Source organism: Virgibacillus sp. 7505, from assembly GCF_002272135.1.
In the GTDB taxonomy this organism is placed as follows: Bacteria; Bacillota; Bacilli; order Bacillales; family Amphibacillaceae; genus Terribacillus.
On the sequence record NZ_NPBF01000028.1, the window covers coordinates 94566 to 110630 of the forward strand.

Consider the following 16065-nt stretch of genomic DNA (forward strand, 5'->3'; position numbering starts at 1 on the left):
GAGGATATGACAGTGCGGAATGATTTTATCTACGATGTGATCATCGTAGGAGGCGGAACGACCGGATTATATACTTCCTTTTATACAAAGCTGCGGAAGATGACGACTTTATTGATTGAAGCCACTTCAGATTTCGGCGGGAAAGTAGCGCAGTTCTATCCGGAAAAGCACATTTATGATGTAGGTGCTTATCCTGTTGCTACTGGGGAAGAAATGGTTGCCAGACTGCTTGATCAAAGCAGGAAGGCAGAACCGGAAATCATAACAGGAGAGTTTGTCGAGCAGATTAGAAAACAAGAAAATGGGATATTCGAAGTTGAAACAACCGCCAGTAAGCTGTATATGGCTCGTACGATCATCCTCACTTGCGGAATGGGAACCTACCAGATGAAACCGCTGCTGCTTGAGGAAGCGCCTCTTTATGAGGATAAAAATCTGCATTATTATCTTAAGTCAGCTGAAAAATTCCGTGATAAGCGTGTCACAGTCTATGCAATGAATCGGACGGGAATCGATTGGGCGATGTCGCTTGAGAAAACCGCTAAGGAAGTGACATTGCTAAATCAGCGTGATTATTTCTTATATACGCCACCGCAAGTGATTGAAGCGCTTGAGAAGACATCGATACGCGTAAAATACAATCATAAAGTGACCAAGCTATTAGGAAACAGCCAAGGATTGCATACATTATTGGTGGAACAGGATGGTCTGCAGATGATGTATGAAACAGATGCGCTGTTGTATTATGAAAATGTCAACCTTACCCAAACTCCATTTGCCAACTGGGGAATCGATACGGATAAGAACAAGGTCATCGTGGACCATAAGATGGCAACCAATGTACCGGGCATCTATGCAGCGGGAGATACTGTACAATATAGCAATAAGAATATGCTGATTGCGACTGGATTCGCAGAGGCAATCACAGCGGTCAATAGTGCAAAGTTGTATTTGGACCCTTCAGCGAGTGCGCAAGTATACAGTACAATTGAATACCAAAAAAATAGAGGCTGATATCAAGCCTCTATTTTTGTAGTATTTCACGTTCGAGAATATGGGCAACGCCATCTTTCTCATTCGTTTCGGTTGTATAATCACAATGCTGCTTCACTTCATCCGTTGCATTGCCCATCGCTACCTTCGTTCCAGCCACTTCCAGCATCGGCAAATCATTCATGCTGTCACCGATTGCAATGATATCTTCTTGCTTCACGTCCAGTTTCTTTGCAAGTTTTTTTAGGGCGTTTCCTTTTGATGCTTTCCCATCAACAATTTCTATATTAAAATCGGCTGAAGAAAATAGATTCAGCCCTTTCTTGCTTAATGTATCGGCCGCGACGCGTCGTCTTTCTTCATCAAAGCTGACAATCGTTATCTTATAAATTTCTTTTTCCGCTTGGAAGACATCGATATAGTCATCTATCTCCTGCAGATTCGCCTGTCCAAGCTGACGCTCGCAAGCTCTCTCCATCTCATTTCTGTCCACGTTCCAGACGATATCCATTTCATCCTGTAGCAGCTGTTTTGCTTTTTTCGTGATGAATATGTCATTATTAGTGACGATTTCATAATAATAGTTTTCTTCATTAAGCCAAGCGATTATTTCTTTTGCGTAAATTGTTTCCATGGGTAAGGAAACTATAAGATATCCTTCTGGATCACAGGTGGAAGCTCCGTTTGCTCCGATGACCCAGGTAGAAAGCTGTTCACTTTGGAAGAGGCGCCGAACATCAAAATCAGCTCTTCCTGTTGCTATAACAATTTCAGCCCCTTTTTGCTGCGCTTTTTTTACAGCGTCTGCTTGCAGAGAGGATACAGTGTAATTTTGATTAAGGAATGTTCCATCTAGGTCTATTGCTACTAATTTGGGCATTTGATTCAGCTCCTTTACTTCTTTTTTACACATATTCCCTCTTTTAAATAGGATGTAAACTGACGAAATAAGGGTAGTAAAGTATAATAAGGAGTCAAGCCGCTCACAATTTTAACAATACATATAGAATGGTTCACACCAAATGGAGGGAAAAGAATGGCTGGGAAATTACTATCCGTAATTGTGCCTTCGTTTAATGAAGCGGAAAACGTAAAGCTCTTCTATGAAGAACTTGCCAAAGAATTACAATACTCACCTTATGACTATGAAGTGATTTATGTGGATGATGGCAGTTCTGACACTACGCTATTGGAACTGAAAGAATTAGCGCATATGCACTACAACGTGCAGTATGTGTCTTTCACGAGGAATTTCGGGAAAGAGGCAGCAATACTGGCCGGCTTCCAACACGCCAAAGGAGATTGTGCAGTCGTCATAGATGCGGATTTACAGCATCCAGTCGCGCTTTTGCATGAACTGCTGGAAGGATTCGAAGAGGGATACGATCAAGTCATCGCAAGAAGAAACAGAAAAGGGGAAAGCCTTCCACGCAAAGTGCTTTCGACAATGTACTATAAGATCATCAATCGGTTCATCGATGTCCGTATCCAGAATGGTGTTGGGGATTTCCGTTTACTCAGCCGCCGGGCTATCGACGCCCTATTAATCCTGAGCGAGGGCAATCGATTTTCAAAAGGATTATTTTCTTGGATCGGATTTGAGCAGAAGACAGTCTATTATGATAACGTCTGCCGTCAAAACGGGGAATCCAAATGGTCTTTTGGAAAACTGTTTGACTATGGTATAGATGGTATCGTATCTTTCAATACAAAGCCATTGCGTGCCTGCTTGTATGCTGGTTTCGTAGTGTTATTCCTATCGCTGGCGTATATCCTTTATACATTTGTGGAAGTGCTAGTCCGAGGAGTGGTTACACCGGGTTATTTCACTTTGATCACTGCCATCCTGTTCCTGGGCGGAGTGCAGTTAGTCAGTTTGGGCGTAATCGGAGAATATATCGGCCGTATTTACAACGAAACAAAACGAAGACCACATTACCTGGTGAAAGATACGAATATCGAGGTAAGGAAACATTATGAAAAAAATATGGAAGCTTGAATTTACCCGTTTTATTATCGTCGGTGTACTGAACACCATCTGCTATTACCTGGTATATCTGCTCTTCTATCAGCTTGCAGATATTTATTATCTCGTATCTCACTGGATCGGGATCATCATCAGCATGATTTTTTCGTTTTTCTTGAACAGTTATTTCACGTACGGTGTACGGCCAACGTGGCGGAAGTTTTTCCAGTTCCCGCTGACGCAGGCTGTCAATATAGCCGTATCTTCTGTTTTAGTGTACATATTCGTCGAAGGCTTCGGCTGGAGCGGTACAGTGGCGCCGATTGCAGCTGTTTTCTTCACTGTACCGATCACGTTTGTCATCACAAGTAAAATCATGAAGAATGGGCGTGGGGATGTAACAAATGAAGCGTAGTTGGAAAGTGGTGCTGCTTGTTTTAGCGGCACTCACATTTGCTATTTTAGTACATATGCATTTCATCCGAGAATACATGGATGGCCGTTTCATGCTGGGACCAAATGATGGAATGGCACAAATGCTGCCCTTTAAGCAACATTTGTATGATCAATATACACAGGGGAATTTCTTCTATTCATTCTCCTTTGGACTTGGCGGCGGAATTTACAGTCAGCTGGCTTATTATTTCTCGACCAGCATCGTTTATCTGTTCACATTGCTTGTGATAAAGCTGCTGGACATTGCCAATGTGATCGGAAGCCCGGATGTCATCACGTGGGCGAAAGCGATCCTGCCAGTTAGTATCATTAGGCTTACAGCAGCACTCTTGCTGGCAGTGGGTGTTTTTCGGTACTTACGTATACCGCTTGTACCTGCTTTTATCGGAGGGTGCTTCTATGCCGGCAGTGCCATCTATTTCAGGCACGTCGTGTATTGGGAATTCTTCGCGAATGCCTTTTTGTGGCTGCCACTCCTTGTACTAGGAGTGGAGAAAATTATCCGGGAACGAAAACCTTACTGGTTCATTGCTGCAGTGGCAATCTCCGTTTTCGATAATTTCTATTTTTCATACATAAGCTTTATTTTTATAGGGATTTATGCGATAGCGCGCTGGTTCATCAAGCTATCAGAAGATGAGCTGCCTATCAAATCCCAGCTGCTCTTTTTCATACCGTCCGTATTGCTTGGGTTCGGGATCGGTTCCATTTCATTCATCCCATCTGTCTATGCCTTTTTGAATAATTACCGTCCGGCATTCGAAGACCCGATACCTTTTTATGGGAACGATGATAACATCTTATTCACAAGCAGAACGTTACTTCTGCCGGTATTGTTTGTCTTCTTAATTTGTGTAGGAGGCTTTTATAAGAACAAGCTGTTCCGGTTGTTTGCACTGCTGAGCATCTTGTTCATTTTCTTCCAGGGAAGTCCTCGTATAGCGAGTATTTTCAATGGTTTTTCAGCTCCGCAATACCGTTTTGAGTATTTATCCATGTTCGTTGTTGCAGGGACTATAGCTGTGGGCCTTACACAATTACACAAGGTGAGGAAATGGCAGCTGCTGGTTGCTATAGGACTTACAGTTCTGTTATATAGTCTTTATTTGCACCACGATATGACGCTGGATTTGGCGGATGACTGGGCGAAGTATGTTTGGACCGGAGTAGCGCTTGTGCTGCTGGCATTCCTTTTCTATATTCTAAAAAGGAAAGCATGGATGTTAGGTATCTGTCTGGCGGTTGTTTTTGCAACGTATATACCGCTGATCAATGCCCATCAGGAGAAGCAGCTCTCTGAGGCTGGGAATGTAGAGAATTCCACGCAGCAGCTACTGACAAGTGATAAATATGCAAGTAATGAACAGCGAGGACTGATAGATGATGTACTTTCGTCAGACGAGAGCTTTGCAAGACTCGAATGGAAGACAAATGATAATAACACAAATATGCTCCTAGGTTTTCCAGGTATCAGTATTTATTCGAGCATTTTGAATAAGGAGCTGCTGTTTTTCTATTATCATGATTTGAATATCGATATGAAACGGGAAAGCGTCAGCCGTTATTCGGGCTTTGGAAACAGAGCGAATTTGTACAGTATGCTGAATGGAAAATATATAATGTTCGATAAAGAAGAGAAAATAGCTGCACCATATGGTTTTAGACCGTACATGGAGAGCAGTAATTATATTGTTTACCGGAATGATAACTTACTGCCATTTGCAAGAGTTACTGCAGCTGCGTTTGATGAGAAGGAAATGGAAAGTCATACACCGCTTGAACGGGAGCATGCAATGCTTGATGGTATTATTCTTTCTGACGGCAGGTCGACTGAAGAGGCCGAATCACTCCCGGATCTGATGGATAAGGTGTCAGTGGAAGCAGCAGGAGGAACCTATCAGGATGGTCAGCTACAAGTAGATCAAACAGAGGGCGGCCTGGATCTGAAGCTGGGTGATGATTTGCCGCAGACAGGTGATTATTACGTTAGTTTCTATCTGAAGAATAACGATGCCAGCGCACCATTATACGACTTGACCGTCAATGAGTTTGAAACTAACAGAAAATCGCAGCAGTCAATTTATCGTACGAAGGTCGACGAATTGACAATTCGAGTTAAAGCGACCGATACTATCCGGATACGCTTGCCAGAGGGAAGCTATACGATGGAAGACTTCCGTTTGCAGCATGAAGACTATCATATGCTTGATTCTGCCGTTGCCGAAGCAGAGGATATTCCATTTTCCATAAGCCATAATCAGGTAACAGTAGACTATGATAATTTGCAGGAAGACAGCTATCTAAAAATACCTGTACCTTATGAGAAAGGCTGGCAGGTAACAGTCAACGGTGAAAGCCGGGAGCTTTTGAAAGCAGATTATGCGTTCCTTGGCGTACAGCTGCAGAACGGAGAGAACCACATTGTTTTCACTTATCGGCCGCCTTATTGGAATATACTGGTCGTTCTATGTATCGGAAGTCTGCTCGTTTCTCTAGTATGGGGAATTCTCTTGCGAAAACGTCATATGGCGGGTGAGAAAGGTGAAAAAGAAGCGTAAAAGAAAGCAGCAATCTCTTTCTACAGCACTTGGAACAGTATTTTTATTCGGATTGGGTCTCTTCTTTCTGCTGTTCATTATCTCTGTTTTGGTAGAGAATGACGACAAAGAGCAGCAGGAAGGCAGAGTGCTGTCTGAAGATGTGCTAGCTTATCGGGATACGGTAGAACAGGAGTTGGCTAAATCGGATCAGGAGTCTCTGGCGCCGCTCGTTCTCTCGGTTATGATGCAGGAATCCGGCGGCAGAGGAGATGATCCGATGCAGTCTTCAGAAAGCAGATGCGGTGAGGTTGGCTGCATCAAGGACCCAGAAGAGTCAGTTTCCTACGGTGTTGCCCATTTTCTCCGTATGCTGGAAGAAGCGGATGGAGAGGAAGCTGTCGCTATCCAGGCTTATAACTTCGGAAGGGGCTTTATTGGTTTTGTTGAAGAAAACGGTGGCGAGTTCAGTGAGGACTTGGCAGTTCAATTCGCTCAGCAGCAATATAAGAAGGTTGATAATCCGGAAGACTACCGCTGTATAAGGCCTGAGTCCGAAGAGCTGGATGCATGCTACGGAGATATTCATTATGTGGATGCAGTCTATGGCTACTTGCCGGCTGCTGAAGCGGCTTATAAAGAAAAATAACCCCCATGCTTAAGCAGATGGGGGTTTGAAATTAGAAAACACATTGAAATCACGCCACGCCTCCTCGATTGTTCGGAGGCGTTTTTTTACGTCCGCAGCCTTTTCTTTTCCGATCAAAGCGATGAATGCATGAATCAGGCTGATCGGAGCAGTCAAGGAATGTGTCAGCGACGGAGATTTACTAGAAGCCATGAATGAATAATCCGCTGCTGTAAGCAATGGTGATGACAGTCCATCTGTAATGGCGATTGCTTTTGCACCACGGTCCTTTGCCATTTGGAACAATCGCAGCGTGTGATTGGAATAACGTACGAAGCTCAAAGCAATTAGTGCGTCATCTTCCCGTATCGTGGAGATCTGGTCTATTGCCCTGTCAGATGGTTCGACGATTTCTACATTCTCAAAGATGAATGAAAGATGATAATGCAATAGATCGGCTACACTGACTGCACTGCGATTCGCTAAAATGAAAATCCGTCTAGAGTTGATGACTGTATCAGCTGCCGCATGGAAGGCATGCATATCGATTGCCTCCATCGTTTCCTGGATGTTCGCTTGATCACGCAGGAAGATGGCATATAAATCTTGGTCCTCTGACTGAGCTTCTTCTGAAGGATGCTTGAACCGTTCTGTTGCATTCAGCTGCTCCTGCATAGCATTCTGCAAGGCAAGCTGCATCTCCGGAAACCCACGGTAACCCATGAAAGCAGCAAAACGGACGATCGTTGCATCACTCACACCTGCTGCATTAGCCAGTCCCTCTACATTGAGGAAAGGTGCCTGATTTGGATGTTCGATAATGAAATTGGCAATTTTCTTCTGGGACTTCGACATCTGCTCCCGCTGACTGGAAATACGATGGTATATATCCGGCATGACGGAAAAGACCCCTTTCACTTTCAGAGTTTACGCAAATATACGTCTTCGACCTCGTGATTGTTTCCTTTACGGAGGATAAGGTCGGAACGGCCTTTCGTTGGCAGTATGTTTTCATGTAAGTTCTTAGCGTTGATTTCCTCCCAGATTTTATCCGCTGATTCCAATGCTTCTTCAAGGGATACTTCTGCGTAATGGCGGAAGTAGGATTTAGGATCCTGGAAGGCTGTCGCGCGCAGCATGAGGAAACGTTCTTTGTACCATTTTTCAATGTTTGATTCATCAGCATCGATATAGATTGAGAAATCGAAGAAGTCGCTGACAAAGAATTGATATTCCTTCTTCACTTGCAGTACATTCACACCCTCAACAATCAGAATGTCCGGATCGGATACTAACTCTGCCTGTTCAGGCAGTACATCGTAGGTGAGATGGGAGTATTGCGGTCCCATAATATTTGTGCTGCCAGATTTCACCTGTCCCATAAAATCGATCAATGCCTTTATATCGTAGCTTTCCGGAAATCCTTTTCGCTGCATCATCTGCTTTTCTTTAAGGACAGCATTCGGATACAAAAATCCATCAGTCGTTACAAGCTCCGTTTTTTTATCAGGCAGTGCACGGGAAAGCAGTAATTGAAGCAATCGGGCGATGGTACTTTTTCCAACCGCCACACTTCCGGCGATACCAATGATGAAAGGAACTTTCTTCTCGTTCGTACCGAGGAAGTTACCTGCTTTAGCGTGAAGCATTTCTGCTGACTCCAGATAGTAAGAGACAAGCTGTGTCAGCGGCATATAAGCAGTTTCTACCTCTGGCAAAGAAATCCTCGTATTTATTCCCCGGATTTCCTCAAGCTCTGTTTGAGTCAGGGGCGGTGTCTTCGTTTCCGAAAGAGCAGCCCACGCCTCCCGGGGAAAATGATAATAAGGTTTGTATGTATGCATGATTACCCTCAACTTCTGTCTGCGGATTTGAGAAATAGTGCAAAGTAAAAACGTTTACAAATACTTTTCCATTTTACTACGACAAAATTTAATAATCCAGAGCTGAATCTTGGGGTATAGAAGAGTAGGTATTTCTTGCATAACTTGTATATACAAGTTATGCTAATGTTGTATTCGCTTACATTACAAAACTAGGTGAGGTGGCAGAAGTGGATCTAAGACAACAGGCAGAAGAAATACTGGCAGCACTTGGAGGAAAAGAGAATATCCAAGCTGCAACACATTGCGTCACGCGGCTACGGCTGGCGTTGGCCGATGAGAGTAAAGTAGATAAAGATGCACTGCAGAACATTGATGTTGTAAAGGGTTCTTTTTCAGCGAATAACCAGTATCAGGTTGTTATCGGTCAAGGTACGGTGGATAAAGTATATAAAGAGTTCATTCAAGTTGCCGAAGTCGGGGAATCTACAAAGGATGAAGTGAAGGAAACGGTAAGTAAGAAGGGTAATCCGCTGCAAAGAGCATTAAAAACGCTTGGCGACATTTTCATTCCCATTTTGCCGGCTATCGTAACTGCGGGTTTATTGCTAGGTATTCATAACATCTTAAATAATCCAGGAATCTTCTTCGACAATGCATCAATCATTGAGGTTTATCCGCAATGGGCGGGTATTGCTGATATGATTTATGTAATCGCTAACACGGCCTTTGCCTTCCTGCCGGCACTGATAGGCTGGTCGGCAGTCAAGAAATTCGGAGGCAGTCCGCTGCTTGGAATGGTGCTCGGATTGGCATTGATTCATCCTTCCCTATTGAATCCGACTGATTATGCTAGCGCTGCCCTTGAAGGAAATGCGCCAGTGTGGAATTTGTTCGGACTGGAGATCCAGCGTATCGGATATCAAGGGCAAGTGCTGCCGGTACTTTTCGCAGCATGGGTCTTAGCTAAAATAGAAATATTTCTTCGTCGTAAAGTTCCAGATAGTTTTCAGCTGCTCGTTGTCGCTCCTGTAGCACTGCTGCTTACTGGTATTGTAAGCTTCATCGTAATCGGACCAATTATGTTCATCGTTGGAAATGCCATTACAGATGGCTTCGTAGCTGTATTCGATACAGTCGCTCCAGTTGGCGGTTTACTGTACGGTGCCCTTTATGGAGCTTTGGTCGTCACCGGGCTGCACCATACATTCCTTGCGTTGGATCTACAGTTGATTGCTAATACAGGAGCAACCTTCTTATGGCCGATACTGGCATTGTCGAATATATCCCAAGGTTCTGCAACGCTTGGTGTGATGCTGGCAACGAAGGATGAGAAGCTGAGAGGGTTATCACTGACATCCTGGATCAGTGCTTGGCTCGGCGTAACAGAACCAGCAGTGTTCGGTGTGAATCTGCGATTCCGTTATCCATTCTTCCTTGCTCTTGGAGCTTCGGCTGTCGCTGGTACATTCATTGCCTGGAGAGGTGTAGAGGCAAGTTCAGTAGGAATCGGCGGTGTACCGGGTATCTTTTCTATACTGCCGGGGAGCTGGGGAGCCTTTGCAATCGGTATGGGAATAGTCATTGTGGTGCCGTTCGTCACAACGTATCTAGTAGCTAAAAGAAAAAAGAATGTGTAATGAAGGAAAGGAGATTATAATGCGCGAACCATGGTGGAAGAGAAGTACTGTATATCAAATTTACCCGAAAAGCTTTCATGATACGACAGGCAGTGGAATGGGGGATTTGCAGGGAATAATCGAAAAGCTCGATTATTTGAAGGAGCTCGGTATTGATATGGTGTGGCTGACGCCAATCTACCGATCGCCGCAGCGTGATAATGGGTATGATATCAGTGATTATTACAAGATTGAACCTGCTTACGGTACGATGGAAGATGTGGAAAGATTAATAGGGGAATTGCATGAGCGTGATATGAAGCTGATGATGGATATCGTCATCAATCACACCTCAACAGATCACGAATGGTTCCGCCAGGCGAAATCTTCAAAGGATAATCCTTACCGTGATTATTACATTTGGCGAGATCCGCACGATGGTGCAGAACCGAATAACTGGGTATCCAAGTTTGGAGGTAATGCATGGAGTTTAGAGGAACATACGAATCAGTATTATTTACATCTTTTCGACAAGACGCAGGCGGATCTTAACTGGGAGAATGAAAAGGTGCGGAAAGATTTGTTCAAGATGATGAATTTCTGGGCAGAGAAGGGTCTTGATGGATTCCGTCTGGATGTTATCAATCTTGTTTCAAAAGTCCAGAGCCTGCCCTATGATCATGATGCCCCAGATGGTCAATTTGGGAAGGAGTACTACACAGACGGACCTCGAATCCACGAATTCATGCATGAAATGAACCAGGAAGTTTTCACCCCTCATAGTCTAGTAACAGTTGGCGAGATGTCGTCTACTAGCTTGGCTGCTTGCCAGCAGTATACAAAACCAGATGCCGAAGAGTTGAGTATGACATTCAATTTCCATCATCTGAAGGTGGATTACGATAACGGAATGAAGTGGACAGATGGTAAGCTGGAGTTCATAAAGCTGAAGCAGATTTTATCTGACTGGCAAATTGGTATGCATGAGGTAGGTGGCTGGAATGCCCTCTTCTGGTGCAATCATGATCAGCCGCGTATTGTCAGCAGGTTCGGAGATGACGGTGAATACTGGAAAGAATCAGCAAAGATGCTGGCAACCGTTCTGCACATGATGCAAGGAACTCCTTATATTTATCAAGGAGAGGAGATTGGAATGACCGACCCGAAGTTTTCTAACATCGAAGATTATAATGATGTAGAAACTCATAATGCATTTCAAGCTCTCAAAGAGGATGGTATGGACAGTGAACTAGCCTTGAGAATCATCCAGCGCCGCTCCCGGGACAATTCTCGTACTCCGATGCAGTGGAACCAAGAAAAAAATGCTGGCTTTACTGATGGAAATCCGTGGCTTGCAGTGGCATCGAATTATACAGATATCAATGTTGAAAAAGCGCTGCGGGATGATGATTCGATTTTCTATCATTATCAAAAGCTGATTAGATTGCGGAAGGAATATGCTATCATAACCCATGGAGACTATGAACCGATATGTATGGATGATGAACGTGTCTTCTGTTATGAACGGAAGTGGAATAGTGAAAAATTGCTTGTCGTAGCGAATTTCTTTGGAGAGACAGCAGAATTTTCCTACCCGAAAGAACACATGGCAAAAGCAGAAATCCTGCTTTCCAATTATGCTGATAGTCCGTCAGATTACAGAAAGATACGGCTTCGCCCGTACGAAGCGGTCATTTACCATAGTAAAGCGTAAAGGCCTGATAGGGATGGAGAAGAAATTTCAAACAATCTATGATTTGTTAGCAAGAGAAATCCAAACAGAGAAAATCAAGGCAGGACAGCTGCTGCCTTCTGAAAACGAACTGACGGAGAGATTTGCGACATCCAGGGAAACGGTACGCAAAGCCTTGCAATTGCTGTCCCAAAATGGGTACATCCAAAAGCTGCAAGGAAAAGGCTCGGTCGTGCTTGAACAGGATAAGCTGCCTTTGCCGGTCAGCGGATTGACGAGCTTCAAGGAGCTGGCCCGCTCGATGTCGCAGAAGGTGGAGACATATGTATCGTCACTTTCTAGTAAGGAAGCGAGTGGCATTACCCAACAGCTGCTGCAATGTGAGAAAGGTGCGCCAGTATGGGAGCTTCATCGTTTGCGTAAGCTGGATGGCGAAGGGGTCATCTATGATAAAGATTTACTGTTGAAGGAAATTGCTCCTGGTTTGACAGAAGAAATAGCAGCTGATTCAATCTATGATTATCTGGAACAGGATCTAGGGTTATCCATTAGTTATGCAAAGAAAGAAGTTGTCGTTGAAGAAGCTCAAGCGGAAGATAAAGCAATAATGGATTTAGGAAGTTATCAACAGCTTGTCGTAGTGCGCAGTGCAGTTTATCTTGAAGATACAACTTTATTCCAATATACCGAGTCGAAGCATCGACCGGACAAGTTTCGTTTTGTCGATTTTGCTCGAAGAACAAAATGAGAAATAAATAAAATGTGCATAGCTTAGAGGCTATGCACATTTTATTGTGGGTAAAGAGAAGCTTGTACACAGGAAAATTCTGTTTGTTCACATAATTTGTGTGTAACGTAAGTTATGCACAGAAAAATTTGACGAATGCTGGTGCAATGCATTTTATCCACATGTGGATATCATTTAAGGGCGAATCCGCTTGCCTAAAATAACTAAATCCCGCTCGATGCCATCCAATTCTGCTACGTTCGGCATAACAGCCCAGCGCTCAAATCCGAAACGCTCAAAGAGTTTAATGCTCGGTTCATTATGTCCAAAAACGAAACCTAGAACGGTCTTGAAATCCAATGCTTCGGACTGGTCTAGAACGAACTGGAGCATATCTTTTCCTAATCCTTTTCCTCTGGCATCCTGATGAATATAGATGCTGACTTCCACCGTTTTGTGATAAGCTGCGCGGCCATAAAACGGCTCCAAGCTGATCCAGCCCAGGACGATTCCGTCTTCCTCCACGACCCAAAGCGGTCGCTGTTCTGTATGATGCTGGAACCAATCCAGTCTGCTTTCCACCGATATCTCTTCCAAGTCTGCGGTGACCATTCTGCCGGCAATCGTGGAATTATAAATGGAAACAATTGCAGGAAGATCGTGAAGTTCTGCGATGCGGTATTGCATGTCCATTCCCCCATGGTTTTTGACTAATTATACTAAACGGTTAGATAGAAGAATAGTCTGGATGAGTTTGGGGTACTAGGTAAGCAGGTGAAATGGCAGATGAGAGGATGTGGATTATGTATTCAGTAACATTCGGTAAATTGCTGCAATTCGCTGCTATCGGCTTAGTGATTGGCTTCATCATTGGTATAGTCGCTATGCTCGGCTTTGATTTAAACTTTATGGCTATGATTCTAAGTGTATTGCTCAGCATCATTGGAGCATTTGCGGCAGGTATGTACGCGGAGCTGTATCATATTAGGCAGGCAGTGAATGAACAGACGGAGAAGACATTGAAAAAAAGAGGGTAATAAGAAATTTCGGCTGCTGCATATAGCGGCTGAACTTTTTTTTGATAAAATTTATTTCACATGTATGAAATAATAATGTATACTAATACTAGTAGAAAGCAGTAATTGGGGGTCTGTAAGTGGAAAGCAGAGATATGATTGATTTTATCGAATTAGTACGTAATGTCAATAAAGCGTTGCGTAAGGAATGGGATTTTCAGATTTCCGGACCGCAGCTTGTCTTGTTGAGGCTGTTAAAAAATAGCGGGCCGATGCGTATGTCTGATTTGGCTGAGGAAGTAGGTATCAGCTTTAGTGGGGCAACGAACTTAGGTAACCGCATGATCAAGGAAGGCTACTTGGAGCGAATCCACTCAGAAAAGGATCGCCGGGTTGTCATGCTTGCAATTACGCAAAAGGGATCTGACTTCTATGAGAGTTTTTCTGGAGCAAGGGACAAAGCATTCAGTTCTTTCCTCGGTAAACTAACAGAAGAAGAGAAAAACGAGTTCATCCGGCTCAGCCGTAAGATGCTCGCTGATTAAAAGAAAGGGGATGAGTGTATGTCGGACATTCGAAATGAAACGATACCCGATGGACACGAAATCGAACAAGCGGAAAATGAAATCAAGGAAGACGCACATAGTATAAAACGGATATTCAAGCAACCGAAGGCGGCATGGGCGGTTGCTTTTGCATGTGTCGTTGCATTTATGGGGATTGGTCTTGTCGATCCGATTCTTCCATCAATCGCTGCACAGATGGATGCAACGCCGAGTCAAGTAGAATTATTATTCACGAGTTATTTGCTCGTTACCGGAATCATGATGCTGATCACAGGCTGGTTATCCAGTCGGATCGGTCCGAAAATGACACTGCTCATCGGGTTGGTCATCATTATATTATTCTCCACTTTAGGAGGATTAGCCGGCAGTGTGGATGAATTGGTCGGCCTTCGTGCGGGCTGGGGGTTAGGTAATGCATTATTTATCTCCACAGCACTTGCCGTAATCGTCAGTGTTGCCAGCGGTGGTTCTGCAGTAGCCATCATGCTTTATGAAGCAGCTCTTGGATTAGGGATGTCAGTCGGACCGCTTCTGGGCGGACTTCTTGGATCCATCCATTGGCGTGCACCTTTCTTTGGTGTGGCGGTATTGATGCTGATCGGATTGCTGGCGGTGTGGATATTGCTGACAGATGTACCAAAACCAGCGAAGAAAATTCCGCTTTCAGCACCATTCCAGGCATTGCGTCATCCGGGACTTTTGACGATAGGGTTGACAGCTTTATTTTATAACTTCGGTTTCTTTACGTTGCTGACATATTCACCTTTTGTCTTGAATCTCGGTGAATTCGGTATCGGATTCGTCTTCTTTGTTTGGGGAGTCATGCTGGCAATTGGGTCGATCTTTATAGCACCTTCTTTCGAAACGAAGCTAGGTACGAAAAGATCACTAAGTTTGGTAATGGTGGGTATCATCATTACATTGGCTTTGATGGGGATTGGCGCAGATTGGCCGGTATTCCTGATAGTGATGATTGCATTAATGGGTTTATTACTTGGTATTAACAATACGGTCATGACAACAGCTGTTATGGAAGTCTCGCCGGTTGAGCGTTCTACAGCATCAGCTGCATATAGTTTCCTGCGTTTCACCGGTGGTTCGATTTCACCATGGCTCGCGGGAAAAGTGTCAGAGCATATTTCGATTGGAGCTCCATACTATGTCGCGGCAGCGGCGGTGCTCGTCGGATTGCTGTTATTCACTGCTAGAAGAGGTGCAATGGATCGTTTGAGTTAAGAGAAAGGCCATGGTCATTTGACCATGGCCTTTTTTTGTATGGGAAGACAAAGGTAAATGCTATAACTGTATTTCGGATTATGATACGCTGATAGTATTCGAGTCTATAGCAATTGGGGGGATTCCATGTATATCGTCCATTCGATTTTTGATGTTCCAGCAGAAAAGGCAGAAGAAGTAATTGCTATTTATCGAAATCGATCGAAATTGGTGGATCAAGCACCAGGGTTCCTACAGTTCCAGCTGCTGCATAATCAAAAGAAGCCTGGGGAGCTGACGGTTGAAATCACCTGGGAGGACAAGCAGAGCTATGTAAACTGGGTGAGCGGGGAGGATTTTAAACGAATTCATGATCTGGAGAAAAAGTATCCGGATCAAGAGCTCGCGGCTATTCGGCCAATCGTTAAGATGTACGAGGTGGTGGCCAAATGAACCAGCAGTCAGGAAAAGATGCAATACTTGATAAAATCGTGGAAGAAATCTTCAACGCTTATCCTTCTTTATATGAACGATACGGGGAAAACGGAAAGAAGCGGACACGGGAGGATAATCAGCACCATCTTGATTACCTGCAGACAGCTTATGATTCAGATGACTCGAAACTGTTTGTGGGCTACACCATGTGGCTGTATGAACTGCTGTCCGCCCGTGGTATGAATGAAAGAATCATCATTGATAATTATGAACGGCTCATTCCGCTCCTGGAAGAGTACATGGACCAAGGGAAATACCTCTTTTTCAAAGTATGTCTGGAGGAAGGAATCGAGGCATTGCTTGCAGAAAAAAACTAGGACGAAGACAACTG

General features: G+C 44.0%; 17 protein-coding genes. 13 read left to right on the forward strand and 4 right to left on the reverse strand.

Annotation, left to right across the window (positions count from 1 at the left end):
• The first annotated feature begins 12 nt into the window (after positions 1–12).
• Complete coding sequence (locus CHH91_RS13300) at positions 13–1014, forward strand: NAD(P)/FAD-dependent oxidoreductase (RefSeq protein ID WP_176465789.1); 1002 nt, start codon at positions 13–15, stop codon at positions 1012–1014.
• Positions 1015–1024: 10 nt separating this feature from the next.
• Here the strand turns inward: CHH91_RS13300 and CHH91_RS13305 are convergent, their stop codons facing one another.
• Entirely contained in the window at positions 1025–1873 is an 849-nt protein-coding gene (locus CHH91_RS13305) for a Cof-type HAD-IIB family hydrolase (RefSeq protein ID WP_176465790.1), read from the reverse strand.
• 156 nt (positions 1874–2029) lie between these two features.
• Here CHH91_RS13305 and CHH91_RS13310 point away from each other — a divergent pair, with 156 nt between their 5' ends.
• Genes CHH91_RS13310 through CHH91_RS13325 form a run of 4 tightly spaced genes read left to right on the forward strand, consistent with a single transcriptional unit; the run spans position 2030 to position 6601 of the window.
• Positions 2030–2992 carry a glycosyltransferase family 2 protein gene (locus CHH91_RS13310; RefSeq protein ID WP_095223948.1) on the forward strand — a complete coding sequence of 321 codons (963 nt, stop codon included), beginning with the start codon at positions 2030–2032 and terminating at the stop codon, positions 2990–2992.
• A complete protein-coding gene (locus CHH91_RS13315) occupies positions 2970–3374 on the forward strand; it encodes a GtrA family protein (RefSeq protein ID WP_095223949.1) in 405 nt (134 codons plus the stop codon). The genes CHH91_RS13310 and CHH91_RS13315 overlap by 23 nt, the downstream gene beginning before the upstream one ends.
• Entirely contained in the window at positions 3364–5973 is a 2610-nt protein-coding gene (locus CHH91_RS13320) for a YfhO family protein (protein ID WP_095223950.1), read from the forward strand. Before CHH91_RS13315 ends, CHH91_RS13320 begins: the two co-directional genes overlap by 11 nt.
• On the forward strand, positions 5957–6601 hold the full coding sequence (locus tag CHH91_RS13325) for a lysozyme family protein (RefSeq protein ID WP_176465791.1): 645 nt from the start codon (positions 5957–5959) through the stop codon (positions 6599–6601). Before CHH91_RS13320 ends, CHH91_RS13325 begins: the two co-directional genes overlap by 17 nt.
• Positions 6602–6610: 9 nt before the next feature.
• Here the strand turns inward: CHH91_RS13325 and CHH91_RS13330 are convergent, their stop codons facing one another.
• Both CHH91_RS13330 and coaA read right to left on the reverse strand, forming a co-directional pair.
• Positions 6611–7477 (reverse strand): MurR/RpiR family transcriptional regulator, encoded by an 867-nt coding sequence (locus CHH91_RS13330; protein ID WP_095223952.1) that lies wholly within the window; start codon positions 7475–7477, stop codon positions 6611–6613.
• Between the two features lie 23 nt (positions 7478–7500).
• Positions 7501–8424, reverse strand: a complete 924-nt coding sequence (gene coaA, locus CHH91_RS13335) for a type I pantothenate kinase (RefSeq protein WP_095223953.1) — start codon at positions 8422–8424, stop codon at positions 7501–7503.
• A 209-nt stretch (positions 8425–8633) separates the two neighbouring features.
• Between coaA and treP the strand changes: the two genes are divergently transcribed.
• The 3 genes from treP to treR are packed head-to-tail and all read left to right on the forward strand — an operon-like array spanning position 8634 to position 12463.
• Positions 8634–10043, forward strand: a complete 1410-nt coding sequence (gene treP, locus CHH91_RS13340; protein WP_095223954.1) for a PTS system trehalose-specific EIIBC component — start codon at positions 8634–8636, stop codon at positions 10041–10043.
• Between the two features lie 19 nt (positions 10044–10062).
• Positions 10063–11736 (forward strand): alpha,alpha-phosphotrehalase, encoded by a 1674-nt coding sequence (gene treC / locus CHH91_RS13345; protein ID WP_095223955.1) that lies wholly within the window; start codon positions 10063–10065, stop codon positions 11734–11736.
• A gap of 13 nt (positions 11737–11749) precedes the next feature.
• Complete coding sequence (gene treR / locus CHH91_RS13350) at positions 11750–12463, forward strand: trehalose operon repressor (protein ID WP_095223956.1); 714 nt, start codon at positions 11750–11752, stop codon at positions 12461–12463.
• A 174-nt stretch (positions 12464–12637) separates the two neighbouring features.
• On the opposite strand, the gene CHH91_RS13355 is transcribed toward treR, so the two are convergent.
• Positions 12638–13135: a GNAT family N-acetyltransferase gene (locus CHH91_RS13355; RefSeq protein ID WP_095223957.1), complete on the reverse strand. Its 498-nt coding sequence runs from the start codon at positions 13133–13135 to the stop codon at positions 12638–12640.
• Positions 13136–13245: 110 nt separating this feature from the next.
• Here CHH91_RS13355 and CHH91_RS13360 point away from each other — a divergent pair, with 110 nt between their 5' ends.
• From CHH91_RS13360 to CHH91_RS13380, 5 genes are all read left to right on the forward strand, one after another.
• On the forward strand, positions 13246–13479 hold the full coding sequence (locus CHH91_RS13360; RefSeq protein WP_286160781.1) for a hypothetical protein: 234 nt from the start codon (positions 13246–13248) through the stop codon (positions 13477–13479).
• A 119-nt stretch (positions 13480–13598) separates the two neighbouring features.
• Positions 13599–14003 carry a MarR family winged helix-turn-helix transcriptional regulator gene (locus CHH91_RS13365; RefSeq protein ID WP_095223958.1) on the forward strand — a complete coding sequence of 135 codons (405 nt, stop codon included), beginning with the start codon at positions 13599–13601 and terminating at the stop codon, positions 14001–14003.
• 81 nt (positions 14004–14084) lie between these two features.
• Complete coding sequence (locus CHH91_RS13370) at positions 14085–15260, forward strand: MFS transporter (protein ID WP_411260427.1); 1176 nt, start codon at positions 14085–14087, stop codon at positions 15258–15260.
• Positions 15261–15386: 126 nt separating this feature from the next.
• Positions 15387–15692 carry an antibiotic biosynthesis monooxygenase family protein gene (locus CHH91_RS13375; protein WP_095223960.1) on the forward strand — a complete coding sequence of 102 codons (306 nt, stop codon included), beginning with the start codon at positions 15387–15389 and terminating at the stop codon, positions 15690–15692.
• The gene (locus CHH91_RS13380) at positions 15689–16051 is read left to right on the forward strand and encodes a hypothetical protein (protein ID WP_095223961.1); all 363 of its coding nucleotides are present in this window, start codon (positions 15689–15691) and stop codon (positions 16049–16051) included. The genes CHH91_RS13375 and CHH91_RS13380 overlap by 4 nt, the downstream gene beginning before the upstream one ends.
• Positions 16052–16065: the final 14 nt, after the last annotated feature.